Below are 20,376 nucleotides of genomic sequence, written 5' to 3' on the forward strand. Positions count from 1 at the left end.
GCGGTACCCGACTAGGAAACCTCCATGAGCTACGACGTGGTCATTCTCGTGCCCGAGTTCCCGAAGAACCGCGACATCCTCGGGGCGATCAGCGACATCGACCCGCAGTTGCGGCTGCGGACGCGGCGCGGGGGCACAATCGTCGAGATCGCGGACCAGCAGGGGCGGTCCCTTGTGGCGTTCGAGCCGACACAGCAGGTGGACGTGCCCGGTGAGGCCGACCGCCTATTGGCCCCGGGGATCGCGGACGGGCTCCCGTCCCCCTTCTGGTGGATCGAGACGCGGACGAGGGCGCCGGAGGCGAGGTGGCTGTCGGACGCGTTCGCCGAGGGGCTCGTGAGGAGGCTGGGCGGAGTGGTCTGGCGGTCGAGCACCGATGACAGTACGGCCGACGCGAAGGGAACCCACCAGTGAGCCTCAACCCCGCCGACCTGATCGCCATGGTCGAGAACGACGCGCCGGAGCACCACCCGTCGGTGGACCGGAGGGCGGAGGAGGCCGTGGTGATCGAGATGGAGCGCCCGGTGGTGCCGCTGACGTCGTGGATCGCGGACGCGATCGCGGTGTTCGGGGCGGAGCGGAAGGCGATCCAGGTGATGACGCCGCCGACGTCCCGGCTGACGCACCCGCTGTGGGCGCTGCTGAGCGGGCCGGGGGCGCGGTGGGTGGTCGAGGATGCTGAGCGGGGCTACTTCGACGGGGTGAACGGGCTGCCGTTGGAGTGGGACGAGAAGAAGGGGTTCAGGCCCGTCCCTCAGGTGGCCGGCTCCGTCGCCCCGGTAGCGGGCTTCCAGGCGTCTCCCCAATCGCTCGCCGCCAGCGCAACACATGTCCTGGTCGACCTGACGGTCGAACACCCGGCGAGCGAGGACCTGGTGCTCGGTGGAGCGGCCGAGACGCTTGCATCCGCTCTGACGGGAGACCGCCCCGTCGGATGGAGCACCAATGAGCCGGCGGTGAAGGCCTGGGACCGCCGGACGGTGACCGACCTGTGCAGGAAGCGCGCGCCGAAGCCGTCCCGGTTGTTCGTGGTGGGCCCCCACGGGGCAGAGCGCCCGTTCATCGGCCCACTGACGGTGAAGCGCACTGGCGCAGGGCTCCTCGAAACCCTGTCCCTGGCCGTCGCAATCCCGCCGGGGCACGCTGTCCCTCACGACGACCTGATGCACGCGGTGGAACTGCTCGCGGCAGAGCGCTTGATCAGGACGATGGTGGTGAACACCCTCCCGGGCCGGGCGGACCTGACCTACGAGCCCCGCTGGCTGGGTGCGCCGGTGCCGTTCGGGATGGCCATCGGGCACTCACCGGTGGAGGAGATGGGGCTGGAGCACGCGATGTCGGCCCCGGTCCCAGGCATCAAGCTGGGCCCGGAAGATCGCACAGCCGTCTGGTACCCCCTGAACGAGACCGATCCGAAGAGGGCGTTCAGTTCATTGCAAGATCTCACCTTCCACCTCATGCAATCCACTAACAGGAATATTCAGAACACCCCACACACATAATACAGGTACAGGAAATTTAGAGTCGCGCCGTTACGTCAAACCCTTTTCCGTTGGCGTTGGGCTCGTAATATGCAACACCATATTTTTCAGGAGTTGCGAAGAACGTGCCTTCACCTTCTTCCAACTCTACATCGAGCACTTCCTCTACCCCTTTAATTGCAGATGCGAGTCGCGGAGCATTGCGGTGATACACATCGGGATGTGGCTCTCCAAAGAAATCATACCACCCCCAGATGTCATGCCTAATTTGCAGGCTTCCAAAGACTCCGAAATCAGTCGGGGAACAGTGGCACCAAATCAACTGGGGCTCTCGATAGATTTCTCCATCATGATCAGCCCAGCTCCCAGGGCCGAGAATTTCAATCCGCCCAACAACAGAGTCTTGGTGACCAGCAGGTCGACTATCATATACTTTATCGACAACCTCATTGGAGGGTGTAGAGGCGCCGTGAATCCATACCACTGATTGGATACCGATACTGCCAACCCCCTCACGGCTCCATGTCAACTTCATCTCTGTGAGATCCATAAGTTCACGCTTTTCGAGCACCTGCGCGACAGCAAGCATGCAGTGAACGGAATACTCCAAGTAGTCATCCCCCTCTCTGTCAATCCGCCAATCCCAAGATGCATACTCTCCAGGCGAGCTAAGAAGTCGAGTCATCTGAATATCACCTCGGAAAAATCTGAGCGCCAGGCGGAACAGTCATCACACCATCGGTAAAGTATACCCTAAAGCTCATGTTTTTCCGTTTAGCCCACTTCGCCATTTCTTCAACCCTGGCTTCCGAACAATCATGAATTGATTGCCGAACCTCAAATATACCCACCTTGTTTGTCCCCTCAGCAGTTGGCCCTGAGAGTTGGCCTGCAACCTTGGGCAACCACCTCTTAATCCCCTTCTCGCTGTTCACTGCTTTAATCTGGTAAGAATATACATCAGCCCTCTCCTCGGCCTTAATTGCGACATCAACATCGTCCATGCCAGTCTGTGAATTTACAGGAAATTTGATCTGCTTCCCCGGGTAGCCGGATTTGACCAAATCATCTGCAAATCTGAACTCTGCAGCGTAGTCACCAAATGGCTGCTCTGCTACGGTTTCAAATTTAGTTAGAAACTTACCATAACCATCAGCCTCCGACAGTCTACCCGACTCGATGATCTCAGCGACTTGACGGCCTTGATTGGATGGGTTTACCTGAAGCCCCTTGAATATCTCGCCCCTCTGGCGCTCATTCAAGCCTGCCTGCTGAAGCTGATTATCAATTTCCTGAAAGTCTCGGGTTGTGTCATTCTTATCCAGACTCGCGCCACCGTCAGCTCGAGTATTGAATACAGAAGCTTCATTTCTTTCAGTAATAGACACGAGGCCTGGGTCATGCAGTGGCGATTCGGAATCACCCGATCCGCGAATTCCGCCTCCATCGCCTACCGCACCAGGATGCCCTGCATGGAAACCCCCAGGTCCACCCCCACTAGGGGAAACATGTTCCCCGGCCGGAGTTCCTACCACACGCCCGCTCGGCGTGTCGCCGACACTCGCATCCCCTGAACCAGAAGTGCCCGTCTGCTGATTCTCAGGTATTTCGTCTCCATTAGCAGATACCGCGACCTTATCTCTCTGCTCTAGTTCGATAATCTCCTGGTGCTTCTTTTCAATATCGTATTGATCGAACACCGCGCGCAAATTACCATCATACGATTCACTCAGCCGATCGAAGCGTTCAGCCTCCGCGACTGAAACCGTGTCGCGGTGGTCGGCGTCCTGCTGCTCGGGAGCGTCAGCCTGCTGGTCAGTGTCCGTCTCGGCCCGTTCCCTGTGCTGCTGATCAGTCGTCGCACCTTCACTCTTCGGAACACCGGCCTGTGTGTCCTGATCGGTGTCCGACGCCTTCCCGTGCGTCGTGTCCCGCTCGGCGGCGGAGTCAGGCGTGCCGTCAGTCGCGCCCGCACTGGCCCCCTCGTGCTTCGGTACTTCGGCCCCCTGCCCCTGGGGTTGGGTGTCCTGCAGCTGGGGCCCCTTCGGCTGCGAGTCGCCGATCTTGTTATCGAGGTCGTTGACCGTCGTGTTCAGATTCTCGGCACTGAACTGTTGATCGCTCCCGGGGCCGCTGTTGGACGACGAAGTCGAACCGTTCTCCCACCGCAGCTGCACATCCGGCGTGTGCGGCGCGGTGCCATCTCGCAGCTGGGGCACCAAGGACTTCAAGCGCCCCTGAAGCCGAGGCCCCAGAATATGCGCGCCCTGCGCCGCCAGCGTCCTGTCGCCGACGCCCGTAGCGACGGAGGCCACCTTTCCGGCCGACAGTGCCCTCCCCGCAACGGCACCGACCACAGCCATGCCCGTGTTACCTACGCCAACGCCGATCGCATGACCAGCATCGTCATCCATCTCCGTCCACGGAAAGAACTCGTGGGCCTGACGTGCGTAATGCATGCCAATGACGTCCACGCCCCAGCGCGATGGGATCAGTGTTCCCTCCTGGAACCCGATCCCTATGCTGTTACCCGCCATGGTCCCGACCTCAACGGCGAGGTTCTTGGCGAATTCAACCCTGTTGCCCTGAGCCTCCCAAAAATCGGTTGTCCACCCGCTCTCCGGGTGGTAATAGCCGGTGGAAGCGAGGAGCGTCATGCCGAGGTTCATTGCGAGGTGCGGGCCTGCGGTCTCCGACAAACCACGTGTAAGGCCACCGAGGAACTGCCACGTGTCGGACACGGCAAAGGCGCCGTATGTAGGAACCTGATTCACTTCGGCGTCCATGGTGACGCCGTACTCGATGACGCCTTCCTCTCCCTGCTCATTTTCGCCGACGGGGACGAACGTCGTCCCTCCGAACAGGCCCGTTATCGCGTTGGCGCATTCACGCTCCGCCTCTTGGAAAGAGGTCACGAGGCGGTTCGCCTGTACTTTCAGGTTGACGTTCTTGTCGACGGCGTCGGTGTCGTTATTCCAGTCGTCGTCGAGGCCGTCGACGAACTCCTGAGCCGTCCCGCGGAGTTCGAGCATCTCCCTCTTGAGCCGGTCCGCCTCCTCCGAGAATTTCTGGAGCGCCCCCGCCGCGGCGGCCATCATCCCGCCGATCTCGCCCCCCAGGTCCGCGATCGGATTCGCCGCCCTGAGGAGCTGGTCCGACTCCGGCGCGGTGTACACACTTGCCAGGGCCTGCCAGACGCTCCTGATGTCCTGCCCGGCGGACTCGATCCCCGCCCCGCTCGAACGCGTACCGGAAGCCGCGTCGGCCAGGACCTCCGGCGCCGTTCCCGGAATCGGGATCGCCTCCGGGACGATCAGCGTCGCAGGGTCCAGGCTCATGTGCTGCATCGTCGTGGTGCCGGAGCCGCTGGTACCAGAGGTGGGGGGTGCTTCCATGGCCTTCCCTTAAAGCGTTCGATGTTCGGGGGTCTGAGGAGGGGCGGTCAGAGGTCGATGCCGGTCGTACCGCCGATGCGGCTCTGGGCGCGCTCAGCCATCTCCGTGTCCCCGTCGATGTAGGCCTGGGTGGCTTGGCTGCATCCGACGGTGGCCCTGACCGTCTTCGAGGTCATCTGCTGGCTCAAATTGCTGATGTGGTCGAAGAATTCGCTGACCGCCGTGCTGACGACCCCGCTCCCGGACGCGCTCATCGCCTCGGACAACGAGGTGAGGCCGCTGTTCGTCGAGCCGGAGAGCCCCTCCCCGCTCCCGTCTCCGACCACTTCTCCGACCTTGTTGAGCACCGTGCTGACCCCGGCCGGGTCGATATCCCAACCGCTCATCGGTCTGCCTCCGCATCACTGGTGGCATCGTCCCCGTCCCGCTTCAACCTCAGCGGGCCGAACCGGTGTGCATGGAAGTCGGCCGGCAGTGGCGCGGGCTCCCCCCGACCGCTTTCGGCCATCTCCGCTTGGTGCCGCACCACCCGAGCATCGAGCTGTGCGAGGGAGGACCTCATCTCGCCTATGGCGGCATTTATGCTGCTCATGGCCTGTGTTGGAGAGCGAGTGAACGACTGCGGCTCCGGGACGACGGGCAGGGCTTCCTCCCATGGCCCCCCGCCGTGCGCACCAGGGCCGGACGATGCCGCTTCGGTCCGCGCTTCTTCCTCCCCGACCAGCTCAAACTTCATCCCATTGCTCCCCGCTGCTCCCCTGGTGCCGCCTGTGCTCCCGGCTGTCACGCCGCACGCATTATGCCTATGCTTGACCACGAAAGGTGAGGGCTCCCCTACGGGATGCGGGATGCCCGAAACGTGCGCGACTCGGGGCCGTGGATTCCCTTCGGTGCGGATCGACCCGATGAGCTGCGATGACGTGAGGAGCGACCGAACACATGTCACGTTGGGACGTCGGCGACCAGACCCTGACGACCTTGGCCAGCCGGACCTCGACCTCGACCGACGAGCTCAGCGGGCTCATCCAGCAGCTCATCTCGTCCGCCGAGCCGCTCGCCGGGAAGTTCAACGGTGCGGGCAAGGCCGCCTTCGACTCCTTCAAGGCGCGCTCCGAACAGATCACCGCCGACCTCAACGCCGGCCTCGGCTCCATCAACGAAGGCCAGCGCGGCATGGACAGTGCCTTCCGCACGGGGTCCCAGACCATGGCCGACGACGCCAGCAAGAACATGTCCAGCGCCAACTTCGACGCGGCGAAGTTCAAGTAGGCCCTCAACCGGCAAGCCCCACGGCACACTCCGCCGGACGCCCCCTCCACCGCCATCCCGACCTCGCCTAGGAGCACCACGCCATGAGCGGCAACGGACGCAACAGCTACGACATGGGCGCCTCCCAGGAGGCGCAGGGCAACATCCACACCGTGATGGCCCGCCTGGAGCAGATCATCGGCGACCGCGACACCGACGTCTCCAACGCCATGGCCGACTTCGAGGCCACCGGCGTCTCCGACGAGTACAGCTCCAAAGAGCTCAAGTGGCACAACGCCGCCAACGAGGTCCGCGAGATCATCCGGCTCGTCCGCACGACTCTGGAGGAGAACGACGGCACCGCCCAGACCGCCCTCGGCCGCGCCTCCTCTGCCGTGCAGTCCATCTGAGTCGTCGCGCCCCGCCCCCCTGGCGGCCGTGAGCCACCGAGCCCCGAGGGCGGATCAATCCCTGTCACGGCCTTCCGCTACGGTGCGGGAGGCCGCCGCAGCTCCACACCCCCCGTGAGCGCCGCGTGCGCCCCCGCCCCGCCCGACGCGACGAACAGAAGGACCCCTCCCCGTGGCGCGCGATTACGACAGCCAACTCCTGGAGTCCATCGCGGTCCGCCGCAAGCGGCTCCGGGAGGCCGTCGTCTTCGGCCCCCAGCGCAGCAGGCGCCGCCTCGACGAGCACATCACCAAGCTCATCGCCGGCCTCGTCCTCACCGCCGTCGGTTGCGCCGGGTCGGTCGGCTGGTCCTACCTGCAGAGCCACCTGCAGTCCCAGGAGGAGGAACAGGCCCAGGAGGCCGCCGGTCCCCCCGCGGTCGGCTCCGCCCCCTTCCCCGCCGACTGGGTCGGCAGCGAGGTCACCTTCGACATGCTCCGCGACGAGCTGGACGCCGCCGACATCCCGCCCACGATGTACGTCCTCCCCGGCGATTCCCGCCCCGACCCCGGGCAGGTGGACTCCTACTTCCTCCTCACCGCCGAGGAGGAGGGCTACATCTCCGCCGGGATCGTCGAGTACGAGCAGGGCCGCACCGGCGTGGAGTTCCAGTCCGAGGACGAGGCCGCGCGCTGGCTGTTCCAAGAGCTCGTGATCCAGGACTCCGCGCCGCGCGCGCTCTCGGCGCAGGAGCGGCAGGAGGCCGACGAGCTCGGCTCCGCCCTGGTCTCCACCGCGGAGGAGGGCCTCTCCGGGGGAGGCGAGTCGACCAAGGTCTCCCTGGAACGGGGCCAGCTCGTCGACGCGTTCGGCCACGAGAGCGGGTCGCTCCTGTTCCCCGACGGCCTTCCCTTCGAAGAGCGCGGGCTCCCCGACTTCGTCCGGGCCGAGGACGGCGCCGACTCCTATCACCGCTACCGTGTCACCTACCCGTTCCAGGTATCGGCGTCGCACTCGCCCCGCTCCGAAGACGGCCCCGGCGGCGGGCTGCGGTTCCGGATCGACCCCGGCGGATTCACCGAACCCCCCGAGCTGCCGAGCATCCGCTGGCTCCTCCGCAACGGCTACCTCGAGCGCGTCGAGGCCGAGGCCGTCCCCGACTGACGCCGCGGCCGGCGAGCCGACCGACGACCTGACCGACCCCTGTGACCACCGACGACGAGAACTGTGGAGAAGGACCGCGATGACCACGTGGAGCCGCGTGACGCTCGTGGGCGAGCGCCGCAGGGTCGACGCCGTCCTGCCGGCCGACGAGCCCATCGGCGCGCTCATGCCCGACGTCCTGCGCATGCTCGGCGACGCGCCCGACGGCCCGGCCCTGCCGCGGCACCTCAGCACGGTCGGCGGCGACCTCCTCGACAGCGGCACGTCCCTGGCCGAGCGCGACATCTCCGACGGCGCGGTCCTGCGCCTCATCCGCGCCGACGACCCGGTGCCCGCGCCCATCGTCCACGAGGTCCCCGAGGCCGTGGGCCGCGCCCTGGAAGCCCACCCCTCCTACTGGTCCCCCGCCGCCGCCCGCTGGACGGCGACGGCCGCGGTCGTGGCGCTGACCGCCGGCGCGGGCCTGATCATGCGCGGCACGCTGCCGCCGGTCGCCGGCACCGCCGCGCTCGCGGTCCTGGCCGGCCTGCTCATCGGCGCCGGGGCCCTTCTGGGGTCCGCCTGGAAGGAGCCGCTCGGCACCGCCCTGACGCTCAGCGGCGGCGTCTTCGGCATCCTGGCGGCTTGGACCGCCGTCCCCCACTACGGCCTGCCCGAGTGGACGTGGTGGGCGCTCCCAGGGGTCATCGCCTCGCTGGTCCTGCTGCTGCTGGGGCTGACCTCGCGCCTGGGGCGCGGCGGGATCGTCGGCGGCTCCGTCTCCCTCGTCCTGTCCCTGCTGTGGATCGGCTGCCTCGCCTTCGGGCTGGACTTCGCCGAGGCGTCGGCCATCGCCGCCGTCGCGTGCGTGGTGGCCGTGAGCGTGCTGCTCCGCGCCGCCCTCGCCTTCTCCGGTCTGACCGTGCTCGACGACCGCCGCAGCGGCGGCGAGGAGGTCGCCCGCGAGGACGTGCGCACGGCCCTGGTCGACACGCACCGCAGCATGGTGGTGGCCGTCGCCGCCGTCGGTGTCGCCGCGGCGGTCGCCGGCTACGGGCTGGCGGACGACCCGTCCCCGTGGACGCTGGTGCTCTCCGCCCTGCTGGCGATCGTGCTGGCCAGCCGCTCGCGCATGTTCCCCCTGGTGACGGAGAAGGCCCCGCTGCTGGCGGCGAGCACGGCCGCCGCGATCGCGCTCGCCGCGGCCCTGACCGAGGCGGTGCCCTGGGCTCCGCTGCCGGGCCTGGCGCTGATCGCCGTCGCGCTCATCGTCCCGGTGGTGGTGCTGGCCGCCGACCCCGCCGAGCACACCCGCGCCATGCTCCGCCGCAACGCCGGCCGCCTGGAGGCGGTGGCGGTGGTCGTGTGCATCCCGGTCGCGATCGGCGCGCTCGGCACCTATGAACGCCTGCTGTCGACCTTCTAGCCCCGACCCCTGACCGGCCGCCGCCGGGCCGGAACCGTTTGGAGGAGCGCCGTGAACGCCCGCACCGAGACGCCGACCGGGACCGGGGCCCGACCGGGCCGCCACGGTGATCCGGTGCTGCGCCGGATCGGCCGCGGACTCGCGCTGCCCTTCCTGCCGTCCGACCACGCGGCGGCCCACCTCGCCAGGGGCGAGGCCCTGCAGCGCGCGATCACCACCGGGCGCCGGATCGTCGTCACCCGGCCGCGCGCCGGTGCCGACGAGGCCACGGTGACGGCACTGCTCGCGTCGGTCTTCGCGCACTACCGCCACGACCGGGTGCTCACCCTGGACATCACCCCCGGCTCGAACTCGCTGGCGCGGCGGCTGGGCGTCACCCCGTCGTCGTCCCTGGGCGAGGTCGCCCGCAGGCGCGTCTCCGCCTCGTCGTTCGAGGAGCTGACGCCGCACCTGGCGCGCGTGCGCGACCGTTTGTGGATGCTTCCTGCGGTGCATAGCGGCCCCGACGCGACCGCCCTGGACGCCGAGGCCTTCCAGGAGACGCTGCTGCCCATCACGCGCTACTTCGGGGTGACGCTGATCGACCGGGGAGCCGACGTGTTCGACGGCTTCAACCGCGCCGCGCAGGCGAGCGCCCACGCCCATGTGCTCGTCGCCCCCGCGACGGCGGAGGGCGCCGCCGACATCGGCCGCGGGTTCGACTGGATGACCACTCAGGGGGATGCGTCCCTGCCGGAGAGGATCGTCGTGGTGCTGGTGGAGCAGTCCCCTGACGAGGATCCCCGATTCGACCATGAGGGCGCGGCCGAGGTGCTGCGCAAGAGCGGCGCGGAGGTCGTGCGCATCGGCTACGACAGGCACCTGGCGTACACGGACGGCCTGCAGCCGCGCCGTCTCGCCGCCTCCACCCATGCGGCGGCGACCACGATCGCGCTCGAAGCGCTGAAGAGGGCCGTGCGATGACGGACACTCCCCCGCCCCGGAACCCGGGCCCGCCCCGGAACCCGGGCCAAGGATGGAACCGGTCCCAGCCCCAGAACCCCCAGGCCCGTCCCCCTCAGGCGGCGCCTCGGCCGGAGCCGGAGCCGCTCTGGAAGGGGAGGGCGAAGCCTCCTGAGGCGCAACCGGCGCCTCGGGAGGGGGCGCCCCCGCCCCGGGGGCGGGGCCGGGCCCAAGGGCCCCCGGAGAACGGCCCCGCTCCTGCTCCCCGGCAGGGGCCCACCCCGGCGGGGCGCCCCGTCCCGCCGCCCGCCCCTCAGGCCGGACCGCCCAGGCCGGCAGGGCCGCCGGGCCCGCCGCCCGCGCGTCCCAAGGTCGTCGCGGGCTCGGACGCCGCGCGCTCGTTCCTGGAGGGGCCGAGCGCGCCCCCGGCACCGGCCGAGAGCGAGAAGGCGGACCGCAAGAAGGAGAAGCGCAAGAAGAGGGCCCCGAAGGGCGCGAAGCAGGATTCCACGGTCCCGAAGCCCGACAAGGCGAAAGCGCAGCGGGAGCGCGGGGCGAAGAAAAAGGCCAGGAGGGACGCGAAACGGGAGGCCGGGCAGCACGAGCCCGCCCCGGCCGCTTCTGAGGCCGCAGTCCCTTCTCCGGCCCGCGGCCCCGCCGGAGTGGCGGGCGGATATGAGGAGCAATTGCTGGCCCTCGACGAACTCCCCGCGTCACGCATGGCCCGCGGAGTCGTCAAAATGCTCCGCGCAATCAAGAAGAGGCCGACTCGCGCCGGTTGAGGCAATGACCGTGCACCGTTCGCCGATCCCATACGTGCGCCTCGGCGGACAGCGCAATTGCCGGTTGTGGCCATCGCTGCCGCCCCAAGCCCTGACCTGGTAAGTGTGACCCTCGGTGATAATGACTCTGCGCGTGTGAGGCGCAACGCCTGTAGGTTCGTTCGTCGGCCGAATGCACGCTAATGACCGAGGAACCATCATGAATCCCCATCCCCCTGGCCCGCCTTCTCCTGGTGGAGGTGCCGACAGCGGAGGTGCTCAGTGGCAGCACGGGCCCCGGCAACCGCCGCCGCAGATGACCCCGCCGCCTATGGCGCCTCCGCAGGGTGTCCCGCAGGAGCAGTCCGGTGCCGCGTATGAGCAGCCTCATCCCGGGCAGCCCTACCCCGCACCGCCGCCCAACGGCGCCTATCCGCCCCCATACGAGGCGCCGTACGGCGCCTCCCCTCAGTCACCCGTCCCTGGGCGATTGAAGGCGGTACGGGTCGTCATCTTCATCCTCGCCAGTCTCACGTCGATCGGCGTCCTGGCACTTTTCGTGATCTCTCTCGCCGAATCCAGCAGCCCGAGTTCACCACAGGGGGACCTCTGGTCCGGGATCTTCCTCTTGGTCGCCGTGGTGCTCGCCGCCTGGGCCGCGTGGCAATTCGTCCTCGGCGCCAAGGCCACCACGCGTCGGCCGTGGGTCATGTGGGCGATCGTCGTGACGTACGGCCTTTCCGCCGCCGCGGGCGTGCTGAACTTCTTCTCGAGCGCCGGGATGGGGGAGGCGACCGGCGGACAGTTGGTCGGGGTCGCCCTGGCCGTCTCGATCGCCATCGCGACGTGGTCCCACCGCGACTACTACACGGGGCGGTCCTGACGCACTGGACCCGGCGTCCCCGGATGCCGGTGCGCCGACCGCCCTACACCGCCTCCGGGTTGAGGACCTGGAACAGGACGTGGTCCTGCCATTCGCCTGCGATCTTCAGGTATTGCGGGGCCACTCCGTAAGGCGTGAACCCGTTGCGCTTCAGCACGCGCTGGGACGCCGTGTTGTGCAGCAGGGTCTCCGCCTGGAGGCGGTGCAGGTCCAGCGCCCCGAAGGCGAACTCCTTGATCTCGGCCACCGCTCTGGTCGCCAGTCCCCTGCCGTTGTGGCTCTTCGCCACCCAGTAGCCGATCGACGCCGACTGGAACGCCCCGCGGGTGATCCCGTTGATGTTGATCCTGCCGACCGCCGAGCCGTCGTCGCCCAGGATCGCGAACGGGGCCATCGTCCCCATCGCATACGCCCGCAACGCCTCCTCGATATGTGTGCGCTGCCCCTCGGCGGTGAAGTAGCGGTCATCGCGGAGCGCGTCCCACGGCGCCAGGAACGCGCGGCTCTCCGTGAGGTGCTCGGCCAGCGCGGACGCGTCCTCCGGGGCGAGGAGCCGCGTCACGCGTCTTGAAGAGGTCTCTGGGCCCATGGGGACCGATCCTCTCTCAGAGGCCGGTCCGGTGTGCACGCAGGGCCTTGACGAGCGGGGCCAGCTCGGGGTTCTGCTCGGCCTCGGCCAGGACCTCCTCCAGGGCCGCCTCGTTGGTGGGCCGCGCCTGCGCCAGGAGCGCCCGGCCCCCGTCGGTGATGGCCGTGTAGATGCCGCGCCGGTCGTCCGGGCAGATGACCCGCCGCAGCAGCCCCCGGTCCTCGAGGCGGTTGACCAGGCGGGTGGTCGCGCTCTGGCTCAGCACGACCGCGTTCGACACCTCGTTCATCCGCATCTTCGCGCCGCCGCGCTCGCTGATCGCCGCGAGGACGGAGAACTCGCGCACGCTCAGGCCGTGCCCCGCCTGGAGCGCCTTCTCGACGTGCGCCTCGATGGTGCCGTGCAGCAGCGACAGCGCGCACCACCCCTGGGCCAGCGCCGTGCCGCCGACGTTCGGGGGCTCCTCGGCGGCTCCGATCCCCATCGCCTGCCTCCTGCGCGCTCGGTGACCGCTCCCAGGATAGCCCCGGTGGCAACTGACGGCTCAGGCCAATAGTGCGCGCGCTCACTTAGTCCGCGCTTGCAAGTAATCCGCGTGTGCATCTAATGTCGGCGGGGTGTCCCCGCCCGACCTCCGCACCGGAAGGACCCCGACCATGCCGCTCGCCCTCTGGGCGCTCGCCATCGGCGCCTTCGGAATCGGCACCACCGAGTTCATCGTCACCGGGCTCCTCCCCGGGGTCGCCGACGACTTCGGGGTGCCCGTCTCCACCGCCGGCCATATGGCCACCGTCTACGCCACCGGGGTCTTCCTCGGCGCGCCGCTCACCACCGCCCTGGGCACCCGCATCGGCCGCAAGCCGATGCTCGCCGCCCTGATGGCCCTGTTCGTGGCGGGCAACCTGGTCACCGCGCTCGCCCCCGCCTTCGGCGTGCTGCTGGCCGGCCGCGTGGTCGCCTCGCTGACCCACGGCGCCTTCTTCGGCATCGGCGCCGTCGTCGCCGCCGACCTGGTGGCCCCGCACCGCCGGGCCGCCGCGATCGCGTTCATGTTCACCGGCCTGACCGTGGCCAACGTGGTGGGCGTGCCCGCGGGCACCCTGCTGGGCACCTCCGTCGGCTGGCGCGCCGCCTTCGGCGCCATCGCCCTGCTGGGCGTGGCCGGCCTCGCCGGGGTGCTGGCGCTGGTCCCCCGCACGCCCAAGCCTGTGGGCCCGCGCCTGATGCCCGAGGTCGCGGCTCTGCGCAGCCCCCAGGTGCTGCTCGCCATGGCGATGACAGTGCTCGGCTTCGGCGGCGTCTTCGTGTCGATCACCTACATCGCGCCCATGCTGACCGAGGTCGCCGGGTTCGCCCCCGCCGCCGTCACCTGGGTGCTGGTCGCGTTCGGCGTCGGGATGGTGGTCGGCAACGCGGTCGGCGGCCGCCTCGCCGACAGGGCCATGATGCCGCTGCTCTACGCCTCCCTGACGGCGCTCAGCCTCACCCTCTTCGCGTTCACGTGGGGAGCGCACAGCATGGCGGCCTCGGTCGTCTTCGTCTTCCTCATCGGCGCCTTCGGCTTCGCGACCGTACCGCCCCTGCAGAAGCGCGTGATGGACAAGGCCTCGGGCGCGCCGACCCTGGCCTCCGCCGTCAACATCGGCTTCTTCAACCTCGGCAACGCCATCGGCGCCCTGCTCGGCGGCTTCGTGATCGACCTGGGCCTCGGCTACACCTCGCCGAACTGGGCGGGCGCCCTGCTCCCCGCCGGAGCGCTGGTGCTGGCGGCCCTCTCGGCCCGGATGGACCGCAAGGAGGCGCGGGGGCAGGGCGGCGAGGTCAGGGACGCGGTCCCGGGTACCGCTTCGGCAGCTTGAGGCCCCGCTCGGCCATGACCGACCGCAGCCGGTCCGGGTAGTCGGTGATCAGCCCGTCCACGCCGTCGTCCATCAGCTTGTGCATGGTCGCCTCGTCGTCCACGGTCCACGGGATCACCGCGATCCCGCGCTCATGGGCCCGGTCGACCATCTCCCCGGTCACATAGGGCTCGTAGTCCGGGTCGTCCACCGTCCCGTCCTGCGGGAACCCGTGCACCGGGGAGAAGGCGTCCGCGCCGAAGGAGTCGACGGCGGCGATCGGGTCGCCCCCGAAGTCGTCGATGTCGATCCCGCCCAGCCAGGGCGAGGCGCCCGGCTCCCCGGTCTCCAGGAAGTCGCGGTTGGTGAGCGCGACCAGCGGCAGGCGCGGCTCCACCTCGTGCATCCGCATCAGCGCGCCCCAGTCGAAGCTCTGGACCGTCACCTGCCGGAGCATCCGGGCCGACCGCACCTCGGAGGCGACCACCTGGACGAACTCCTCCCGGGGAGCGGTCTCCTCCGGGGCGCCGGCCTCGACCTTGGTCTCGATGTTGAGCCCCACCTTGTAGGCCCTGTACCGGTGCACGAGGTCGAACACCTCGCTCAGCAGCGGCATCGGCTCGCCGGGGGCGGCCTTCTGCTCGGGGAACTGCGGCAGCGTCTGCGATCCGCAGTCCAGCGTGCGCACCTGTTCCAGGGTCAGGTCCTTGATGTAGCGCCCGACGTAGGGGTACTGCGGGTCGCCGGGCCGCACGGGCCCGGTGTCCTGGCACTTGTCCCCGCTGATCCGCCGGTCGTGCGTGACGACGGCCTCGCCGTCCTTCGTGATCTGCACGTCCAACTCCAGCGTGCTGACCCCGATCCGCAGGGCGTTCTCGAAGGCGGGCAGGGTGCTCTCCACGACGAGCCCCAGCCCGCCGCGGTGCGCCTGCAGGTCGAAGTGGCGGTGGGAGGCGGAGGGTTCGGGCGCCGCCTGGGCGGTGCCGGGGGCGGCGATGACCGCCGCCGTCGCGATGGCCGTGGCGGCCGTGACAAGGAGGCGTGCGTACATGGGGCACATGCTCGGCGTGATGCGCGACCGGCGCATGGGCCTCCGGTGAAGCGGGACTGAAGTCCCGGCGACCGGCCGCGGAGGTCGGGGCGGGGGCGGAGGCGGAGGCGGGGGCGGCTCCGCACGGCGGGAGCTGACCGGTTGCGGTCGTACCGCCCCTGGGGAGGCCGGGAGGTCGGCGGTCACCGATAGATTCGGTCCGGTCACGCACGCGTGATGGTCCGGACCGTTCCATTCCCCGCATCCGCACATCCAGAAGGGACGACAGGTGCAGCCCCCATCCTCACCTCCGCCCGGCGGCGGCTACGAGCCGCTCCGCCCCAACGGGGCCCATGGGCCTCCGCCCGCGCCCGGATACGCGCCACAGCAGCAGCCGGGGTTCGCCCCGCCTCCGCCGCCCGGCTACGGGCACCCGCCCGGCGCACAGTACGCCCCCGTGTACGCACCGCAGGGCGCCCCCTACAACCCCTACGGCGTCCCTCCGAAGAAGCGACCCGGTGCGGTCGTGGCGATCCGAATCATCATGTTCGTCCTGGCCTCCGTCCCGCTGCTGTTCGGGCTCATCCTGACCGGCCTCGGGCTCGGGGTGTTCTTCTCGTACGAATTCGCCGTGGACATGGACATGGAGAGCGACCGCACGGTGATGCTGATCATCGGCGCGGTGATCCTGGCGATCGGGCTCTTCCACCTCTGGCTGGGGTTCAGGGCCGGAAAGCCCGGCAAGGCCTTCATGTGGACTCTCGTCGTCGTGTCCTGCATCCCGATCCCGTTCAACCTGCTCCTCACGAACCCGATCGGTCTCGGGGCGTCGGTCGCCATCATCGTGCTCGCCGTCAGCGGCAACGGCAGGGTGTTCTACGAGGGCCGCTGGGCCCCCTATTACCAGTCGTAGGGGGTCCGCGCCGACCGGGAACGGGGGCTCACGCCCCCTGCGCCGCGTCCGGCCCGTTGTGCGCCACGACCGCGTCGATCAGCGCCTGGTCGGGGAAGTCCATCATCACCACGCCCGTCCGCGGCAGCGTCCCGCCGGCCGCGCTGTCCTGCAGGTACGGACGTGCGTAGTCGTTGACGCCCCTGAATCCCGGGCCGCCCGTGGCCACCTCCCTCGGGTTCGCCCACGGGGCGCCGGAACCGCTCAGGTGGTTGATGTACAGCGTCTCAGGCGGCCCGGCCGCGGTCCTCTCGAAGTGGTCGCGCGCCTTCTCCCACTTCTCGGGGATGTCGAAGAGCGTGGGCACCCGGTAGTCGTCCTGGATGTCGGTGCCGGACCCGCCCCAGCGGATCCCGTACTCCTTGGACGCGTCGAAGTCCTGCAGGATGACGATCTTGCCGCGCACCTCCCCCAGGTCGGGAACGCGCTCACCCCCTGACGGGCGCCACAGGTGCTCGGCGAGGAGCGGGGCGGTGTCCGGGTCGGACGCGATGTAGTGGTCGAGCGTCGCCTCGTAGCTGCGGGTGTTCTCCTCCTCGGTGTGCTCCTTCTTCAGCCGCATGAACACCGTCTCGGTGGGGTGCTCGCGCAGGAAGGCCGCCGTGTCGGTCACCACGTCGGTGAAGTTGAGGTCCAGGTACTCGGCGCCGTGGTGGATGGGGAACGCGTCGCGGTAGTGCCGGGTGCGGACGTCGAGCGCGCGCACGCCCGACTCCAGCTGCGTGCTCAGGTCCATGTCCTGGGTGCGGCTCCACACCGAGCCGGTCCACGCGCCCGTGTCGTGGGTGCCGGGCACCGACAGGGAGGCGAGGGACGCGTCGTCGGGCAGGCCGCCCATCCACGCCGACGCGGCGGCGCCGCTCGGCCGCGCATCCGCCTGGTCCGCGGAGGCGGTCGCAGGCGGGGCGAAGAGGGCGGAGACGACGGCGGCGGACAGTAGGGTCGTCAGACCCGTGCGCGTGAACGGCATTGGGGGATGCCTCCGGGGCCCTGTGTCGGGAATTGAGCACGGTGAGCGTGCCACGGAAGCGTGTGGACCGTAAGGCCCAAATGCGACAATGGCGAAGCACTCCCCCATCCCCGTGACGCCGAGAGAGAGCGACCCCGCTCATGGATCCTTCTTCGCAGCCCCCCTACGGCCAGCAGCCCGGATACGGGCAGCAGGGGTACGGTCAGCAGGGCTATGGCCAGCAGTACCAGCAGGGCTACGGACAGCAGCAGTACCAGCAGGGCTACGCGCAGCAGGGCGGCTACTACCAGCAGCAGGGCAACCCGTACGGGCAGCAGGAGATGCTGCCGCCCGGGACCGTGGCCGCCGACAAGGGCCGCCGCTTCGTTGCGGCGCTCCTCGACGGCCTGTTCATGACCCTCATCGGCTTCGGGATCGCGCTGGTCCTGATGATCGGTCCCACCATCCTGATGGCCGCCTCCGCGGAGTCGTCCCTGGACGGCGAGCCCGCCGGGTGGGCGGTCGTGGTGATGGCCGTCGGCATGATCTCCGGCTACGCCCTGATGTTCATCCTGCCGTTCCTCTACAAGGGCCGGGCCGAGGCCAAGCGCGGCGCCACCCCGGGCAAGCGCATCATGAAGATGCGCGTCATCGACCTGAACACGCTCGGCAACCCCCGCATGGGCGCGAGCATGCTGCGCACCCTCATCTACTACCTGCTGGGGTGGATCAGCTGCCTGTGGATCCTCTTCGACCCGCGCCAGCAGGCGCTGCACGACAAGGCCGCGACCACGGCCGTCGTCGACGCCTGACGCCCGGCGCATCCGCCGCACAGGCCGCCGGACGGCCGAGACGGGCCCACACACCCCTGGTGTGTGGGCCCGTCTCCGTCTCCCGCCCGCTCCGGGGCGGCCCGTTCACAGCGTGTCGCCGTCGCCCTCCAGCGCCTCGGCCAGCATCGGCGCGACCTTCTCGACCGCGTACGTCAGGCTCAGCACGGTGCTCCAGGTCAGCGCGCCGGAGACCTCCTCGTCATCGATGATGACCGCGCGCCCGTCCCTGTTGACGTCCAGGCCGGTGTACACGCTCATGTCCGCGAGCTCATCGCGCATCTCCGGGTTCCATCCGGCGTTCCACACCAGCAGGTCCCGGTCCAGCAGGTCGAACTCCTCCGCCGAGACGTCCACGACGTCCTCGTCCCCGGCCATGTCCGCCAGGTCCTCGGGCATGGTGAACCCCAGCGACTCCAGGAAGCGCATGCGCGGGTCGGTGCGCGAGCGCACGACGCACCCGTCTTCGAGGAACTCGGCGAGCACGACCTCCGTGCCCTCGAACGCCGGGTGCTCCTTGCGCGCGTCCGCCAGCGAGCGGCCGACGTCCTCGATCAGCGCGGCGGCCTCGTCCTCCATCCCCAGCGCCCGGCCGATGGACAGGGTCATCTCCTCCCAGGGCGCGCCCCAGTCGACGTAGTCGGGGTGCTGGGCCACGGTCGGGGCGATGGCCGACAGCGCCTCGTAGTCCTCCTCGGTGATGCCGGAGTACAGGCCGATGATGAGGTCCGGTTCGAGGGACGCGACCCGTTCGATGTCGGGCCGGTCGCTCTCGGGGCGCGGCATCGCCTCGGGCTCGGCGCCGCCGAGCGCGTCCTGCGCCCACGGCCAGACGCCGTGGTCGTAGTCCCCGTACCAGTCGGTGACGCCGACGAGGGCGTCCGCCTTCCCGAGGGCGAGCACCGCGTCGTGGTCGCTGAGGCCGACGGTGACGATCCTGGTGGGCGGGGCGGGGACCTCGGTCGACCCGTACTTGTGCTCGACCGTGACCGGGAAGCCGCTTCCGGCCGGGGCCTGCGCGGTGTCCGGGCGTCCCGCACCCGAGCCGCAGCCGGCGGCGGCCGCCGCCCCGAGGGCGCCTCCGGCCAGCAGGAGGGTTCGGCGGCCCGGGCCCGTGCGGGCGGGTCGGGATACGGGCATGGGGGACCTCCGAGGTTCAAGTTTGGCAAGGCTTGCCTAAATTAGCAAGCGAAGGACGGGCGAACCAGACCGCATCCATGGAAATCGGCGCGTAACGGAGGCGCCCTCCCCGGGAAACAGCCGCCGTTCACACTCCCCGGAGCAGGACGCGACATCGGGGAGGAAATCGGTGCGAAGACGAACGTTCCTGGCGGCCGCGCTGGCGGGGGCCGGGGCGGCGCTCGCGGGCGGCTGCGCCCCCTCGGGTCCGGGCGTCACCGCGGACACGGTGCGGGTGGGCATGCTCCACTCGCTGTCCGGGACGATGGCCATCAGCGAGGTCACCGTGCGCGACGCGGTCCTGCTGGCCGTGGAGCGCGTCAACGCCGCCGGCGGCGTGCTCGGGCGCAGGATCGAGCCGGTCGTCGAGGACGGCGCCTCCGACGAGGTCACCTTCGCCGACAAGGCCCGCAAGCTGCTGATGAGCGACCGCGTCGCCGCGGTGTTCGGCGGATGGACGTCCGCCTCCCGGAAGGCGATGCTGCCGGTGTTCGAGGCCGAGGACGGCCTGCTGTTCTACCCGGTGCAGTACGAGGGCATGGAGTCCTCCCCGAACATCGTCTACACCGGCGCGACGACCAACCAGCAGATCGTGCCCGCCCTCGACCACCTGCGCGACCAGGGGCACACGCGCATCCACCTGGTCGGCAGCGACTACGTCTTCCCGCGCACCGCCAACCGCGTCATCGCCGCCTACGCGAAGGCGCACGGCATCGAGATCACCGGGACGGACTACACCCCGCTCGGGCACACCGAGTACACGACCGTCACCGCCAAGATCGCCCGCGCGCGCCCCGACGCGGTGTTCAACACCCTCAACGGCGACTCCAACGTCGCGTTCTTCAAGCAGCTGCGCTCCAGCGGCATCACCGCCGACGACATGCCGGTGCTCAGCGTCAGCGTCGCCGAGGAGGAGGTCGGCGGCATCGGCCCCGAGATCCTCGACGGCCACCTGGTGGCCTGGAACTACTTCCAGACCACCGACACCCCCGAGAACCGGGACTTCGTCGCCGCCTTCCAGGACGAGTACGGGGCGCGGCGCGTCACCTCCGACCCCATGCAGTCCGCCTACAACGCCGTCCACCTGTGGGCGGCCGCGGCGGAGGCCGCCGGGGACTTCGACACCGGCGCGGTGCGCGAGGCGGCGGCGGGGCTGACCATCGACGCGCCCGAGGGGCCCATCACCTTCGACGCCGAGTCCCAGCACCTGGCCAAGACCGCGCGCATCGGCCGGATCGGCGGCGACGGCTCCATCACCGAGGTGGCGGACTCGGGCGGCCCCATCACCCCCGACCCCTACCTGTCCGGCTACGACTGGGCGGCCCCGATCCGCCCCTGAC

General features: G+C 69.3%; 20 protein-coding genes. 12 read left to right on the forward strand and 8 right to left on the reverse strand.

Going from position 1 to position 20,376, the window contains the following annotated elements; genetic code table 11:
- Positions 1-24: 24 nt before the first annotated feature.
- Together O4J56_RS03520 and O4J56_RS03525 are read left to right on the forward strand one after the other, a co-directional pair.
- A complete protein-coding gene (locus O4J56_RS03520) occupies positions 25-414 on the forward strand; it encodes a hypothetical protein (RefSeq protein WP_270683606.1) in 390 nt (129 codons plus the stop codon).
- Positions 411-1,502, forward strand: coding sequence for a DUF6177 family protein (locus O4J56_RS03525; protein ID WP_270683607.1), 1,092 nt, complete (start codon positions 411-413; stop codon positions 1,500-1,502). Before O4J56_RS03520 ends, O4J56_RS03525 begins: the two co-directional genes overlap by 4 nt.
- Positions 1,503-1,518: 16 nt before the next feature.
- On the opposite strand, the gene O4J56_RS03530 is transcribed toward O4J56_RS03525, so the two are convergent.
- The 3 genes from O4J56_RS03530 to O4J56_RS03540 form a co-directional block, all read right to left on the reverse strand.
- Positions 1,519-2,070, reverse strand: a complete 552-nt coding sequence (locus tag O4J56_RS03530) for a hypothetical protein (protein ID WP_270683608.1) — start codon at positions 2,068-2,070, stop codon at positions 1,519-1,521.
- A 103-nt stretch (positions 2,071-2,173) separates the two neighbouring features.
- Positions 2,174-4,876, reverse strand: coding sequence for a hypothetical protein (locus O4J56_RS03535; RefSeq protein ID WP_270683609.1), 2,703 nt, complete (start codon positions 4,874-4,876; stop codon positions 2,174-2,176).
- A 47-nt stretch (positions 4,877-4,923) separates the two neighbouring features.
- On the reverse strand, positions 4,924-5,262 hold the full coding sequence (locus O4J56_RS03540) for a DUF6507 family protein (RefSeq protein ID WP_270683610.1): 339 nt from the start codon (positions 5,260-5,262) through the stop codon (positions 4,924-4,926).
- Positions 5,263-5,815: 553 nt separating this feature from the next.
- On the opposite strand from O4J56_RS03540, the gene O4J56_RS03545 reads away from it, so the two are divergent.
- The 6 genes from O4J56_RS03545 to O4J56_RS03570 all read left to right on the forward strand — a co-directional run bounded on the left by O4J56_RS03545 (position 5,816) and on the right by O4J56_RS03570 (position 11,669).
- Complete coding sequence (locus O4J56_RS03545; RefSeq protein ID WP_270683611.1) at positions 5,816-6,145, forward strand: WXG100 family type VII secretion target; 330 nt, start codon at positions 5,816-5,818, stop codon at positions 6,143-6,145.
- Between the two features lie 83 nt (positions 6,146-6,228).
- The gene (locus tag O4J56_RS03550) at positions 6,229-6,534 is read left to right on the forward strand and encodes a pore-forming ESAT-6 family protein (protein ID WP_270683612.1); all 306 of its coding nucleotides are present in this window, start codon (positions 6,229-6,231) and stop codon (positions 6,532-6,534) included.
- A 172-nt stretch (positions 6,535-6,706) separates the two neighbouring features.
- Positions 6,707-7,678 carry a TNT domain-containing protein gene (locus O4J56_RS03555; RefSeq protein ID WP_270683613.1) on the forward strand — a complete coding sequence of 324 codons (972 nt, stop codon included), beginning with the start codon at positions 6,707-6,709 and terminating at the stop codon, positions 7,676-7,678.
- A 79-nt stretch (positions 7,679-7,757) separates the two neighbouring features.
- Positions 7,758-9,083, forward strand: a complete 1,326-nt coding sequence (eccD, locus tag O4J56_RS03560; protein ID WP_270683614.1) for a type VII secretion integral membrane protein EccD — start codon at positions 7,758-7,760, stop codon at positions 9,081-9,083.
- A gap of 51 nt (positions 9,084-9,134) precedes the next feature.
- The gene (locus tag O4J56_RS03565) at positions 9,135-10,046 is read left to right on the forward strand and encodes a MinD/ParA family ATP-binding protein (RefSeq protein ID WP_270683615.1); all 912 of its coding nucleotides are present in this window, start codon (positions 9,135-9,137) and stop codon (positions 10,044-10,046) included.
- Positions 10,047-11,276: 1,230 nt separating this feature from the next.
- Entirely contained in the window at positions 11,277-11,669 is a 393-nt protein-coding gene (locus O4J56_RS03570; protein WP_270683616.1) for a hypothetical protein, read from the forward strand.
- Positions 11,670-11,712: 43 nt separating this feature from the next.
- On the opposite strand, the gene O4J56_RS03575 is transcribed toward O4J56_RS03570, so the two are convergent.
- Together O4J56_RS03575 and O4J56_RS03580 are read right to left on the reverse strand one after the other, a co-directional pair.
- Positions 11,713-12,231, reverse strand: coding sequence for a GNAT family N-acetyltransferase (locus tag O4J56_RS03575; protein ID WP_270683662.1), 519 nt, complete (start codon positions 12,229-12,231; stop codon positions 11,713-11,715).
- 43 nt (positions 12,232-12,274) lie between these two features.
- A complete protein-coding gene (locus tag O4J56_RS03580) occupies positions 12,275-12,742 on the reverse strand; it encodes a MarR family winged helix-turn-helix transcriptional regulator (RefSeq protein WP_270683617.1) in 468 nt (155 codons plus the stop codon).
- Between the two features lie 172 nt (positions 12,743-12,914).
- Here O4J56_RS03580 and O4J56_RS03585 point away from each other — a divergent pair, with 172 nt between their 5' ends.
- Entirely contained in the window at positions 12,915-14,117 is a 1,203-nt protein-coding gene (locus tag O4J56_RS03585) for an MFS transporter (RefSeq protein WP_270683618.1), read from the forward strand.
- Here O4J56_RS03585 and O4J56_RS03590 read toward each other — a convergent pair.
- A complete protein-coding gene (locus tag O4J56_RS03590; RefSeq protein WP_270683619.1) occupies positions 14,080-15,147 on the reverse strand; it encodes a glycerophosphodiester phosphodiesterase family protein in 1,068 nt (355 codons plus the stop codon). The genes O4J56_RS03585 and O4J56_RS03590 overlap by 38 nt on opposite strands.
- A gap of 268 nt (positions 15,148-15,415) precedes the next feature.
- On the opposite strand from O4J56_RS03590, the gene O4J56_RS03595 reads away from it, so the two are divergent.
- Positions 15,416-16,039 carry a hypothetical protein gene (locus O4J56_RS03595; protein WP_270683620.1) on the forward strand — a complete coding sequence of 208 codons (624 nt, stop codon included), beginning with the start codon at positions 15,416-15,418 and terminating at the stop codon, positions 16,037-16,039.
- A 28-nt stretch (positions 16,040-16,067) separates the two neighbouring features.
- On the opposite strand, the gene O4J56_RS03600 is transcribed toward O4J56_RS03595, so the two are convergent.
- The gene (locus O4J56_RS03600) at positions 16,068-17,048 is read right to left on the reverse strand and encodes a phosphatidylinositol-specific phospholipase C (RefSeq protein WP_270683621.1); all 981 of its coding nucleotides are present in this window, start codon (positions 17,046-17,048) and stop codon (positions 16,068-16,070) included.
- 140 nt (positions 17,049-17,188) lie between these two features.
- Here O4J56_RS03600 and O4J56_RS03605 point away from each other — a divergent pair, with 140 nt between their 5' ends.
- Positions 17,189-17,839, forward strand: a complete 651-nt coding sequence (locus tag O4J56_RS03605; protein WP_270683622.1) for an RDD family protein — start codon at positions 17,189-17,191, stop codon at positions 17,837-17,839.
- Positions 17,840-17,944: 105 nt separating this feature from the next.
- Here the strand turns inward: O4J56_RS03605 and O4J56_RS03610 are convergent, their stop codons facing one another.
- Positions 17,945-18,997 carry an iron-siderophore ABC transporter substrate-binding protein gene (locus O4J56_RS03610; protein WP_270683623.1) on the reverse strand — a complete coding sequence of 351 codons (1,053 nt, stop codon included), beginning with the start codon at positions 18,995-18,997 and terminating at the stop codon, positions 17,945-17,947.
- Between the two features lie 169 nt (positions 18,998-19,166).
- Between O4J56_RS03610 and urtA the strand changes: the two genes are divergently transcribed.
- Positions 19,167-20,375: an urea ABC transporter substrate-binding protein gene (gene urtA, locus O4J56_RS03615; protein WP_270683624.1), complete on the forward strand. Its 1,209-nt coding sequence runs from the start codon at positions 19,167-19,169 to the stop codon at positions 20,373-20,375.
- Position 20,376: the final 1 nt, after the last annotated feature.

The organism is Nocardiopsis endophytica (assembly GCF_027706725.1).
GTDB lineage: Bacteria > Actinomycetota > Actinomycetes > Streptosporangiales > Streptosporangiaceae > Nocardiopsis_A > Nocardiopsis_A endophytica.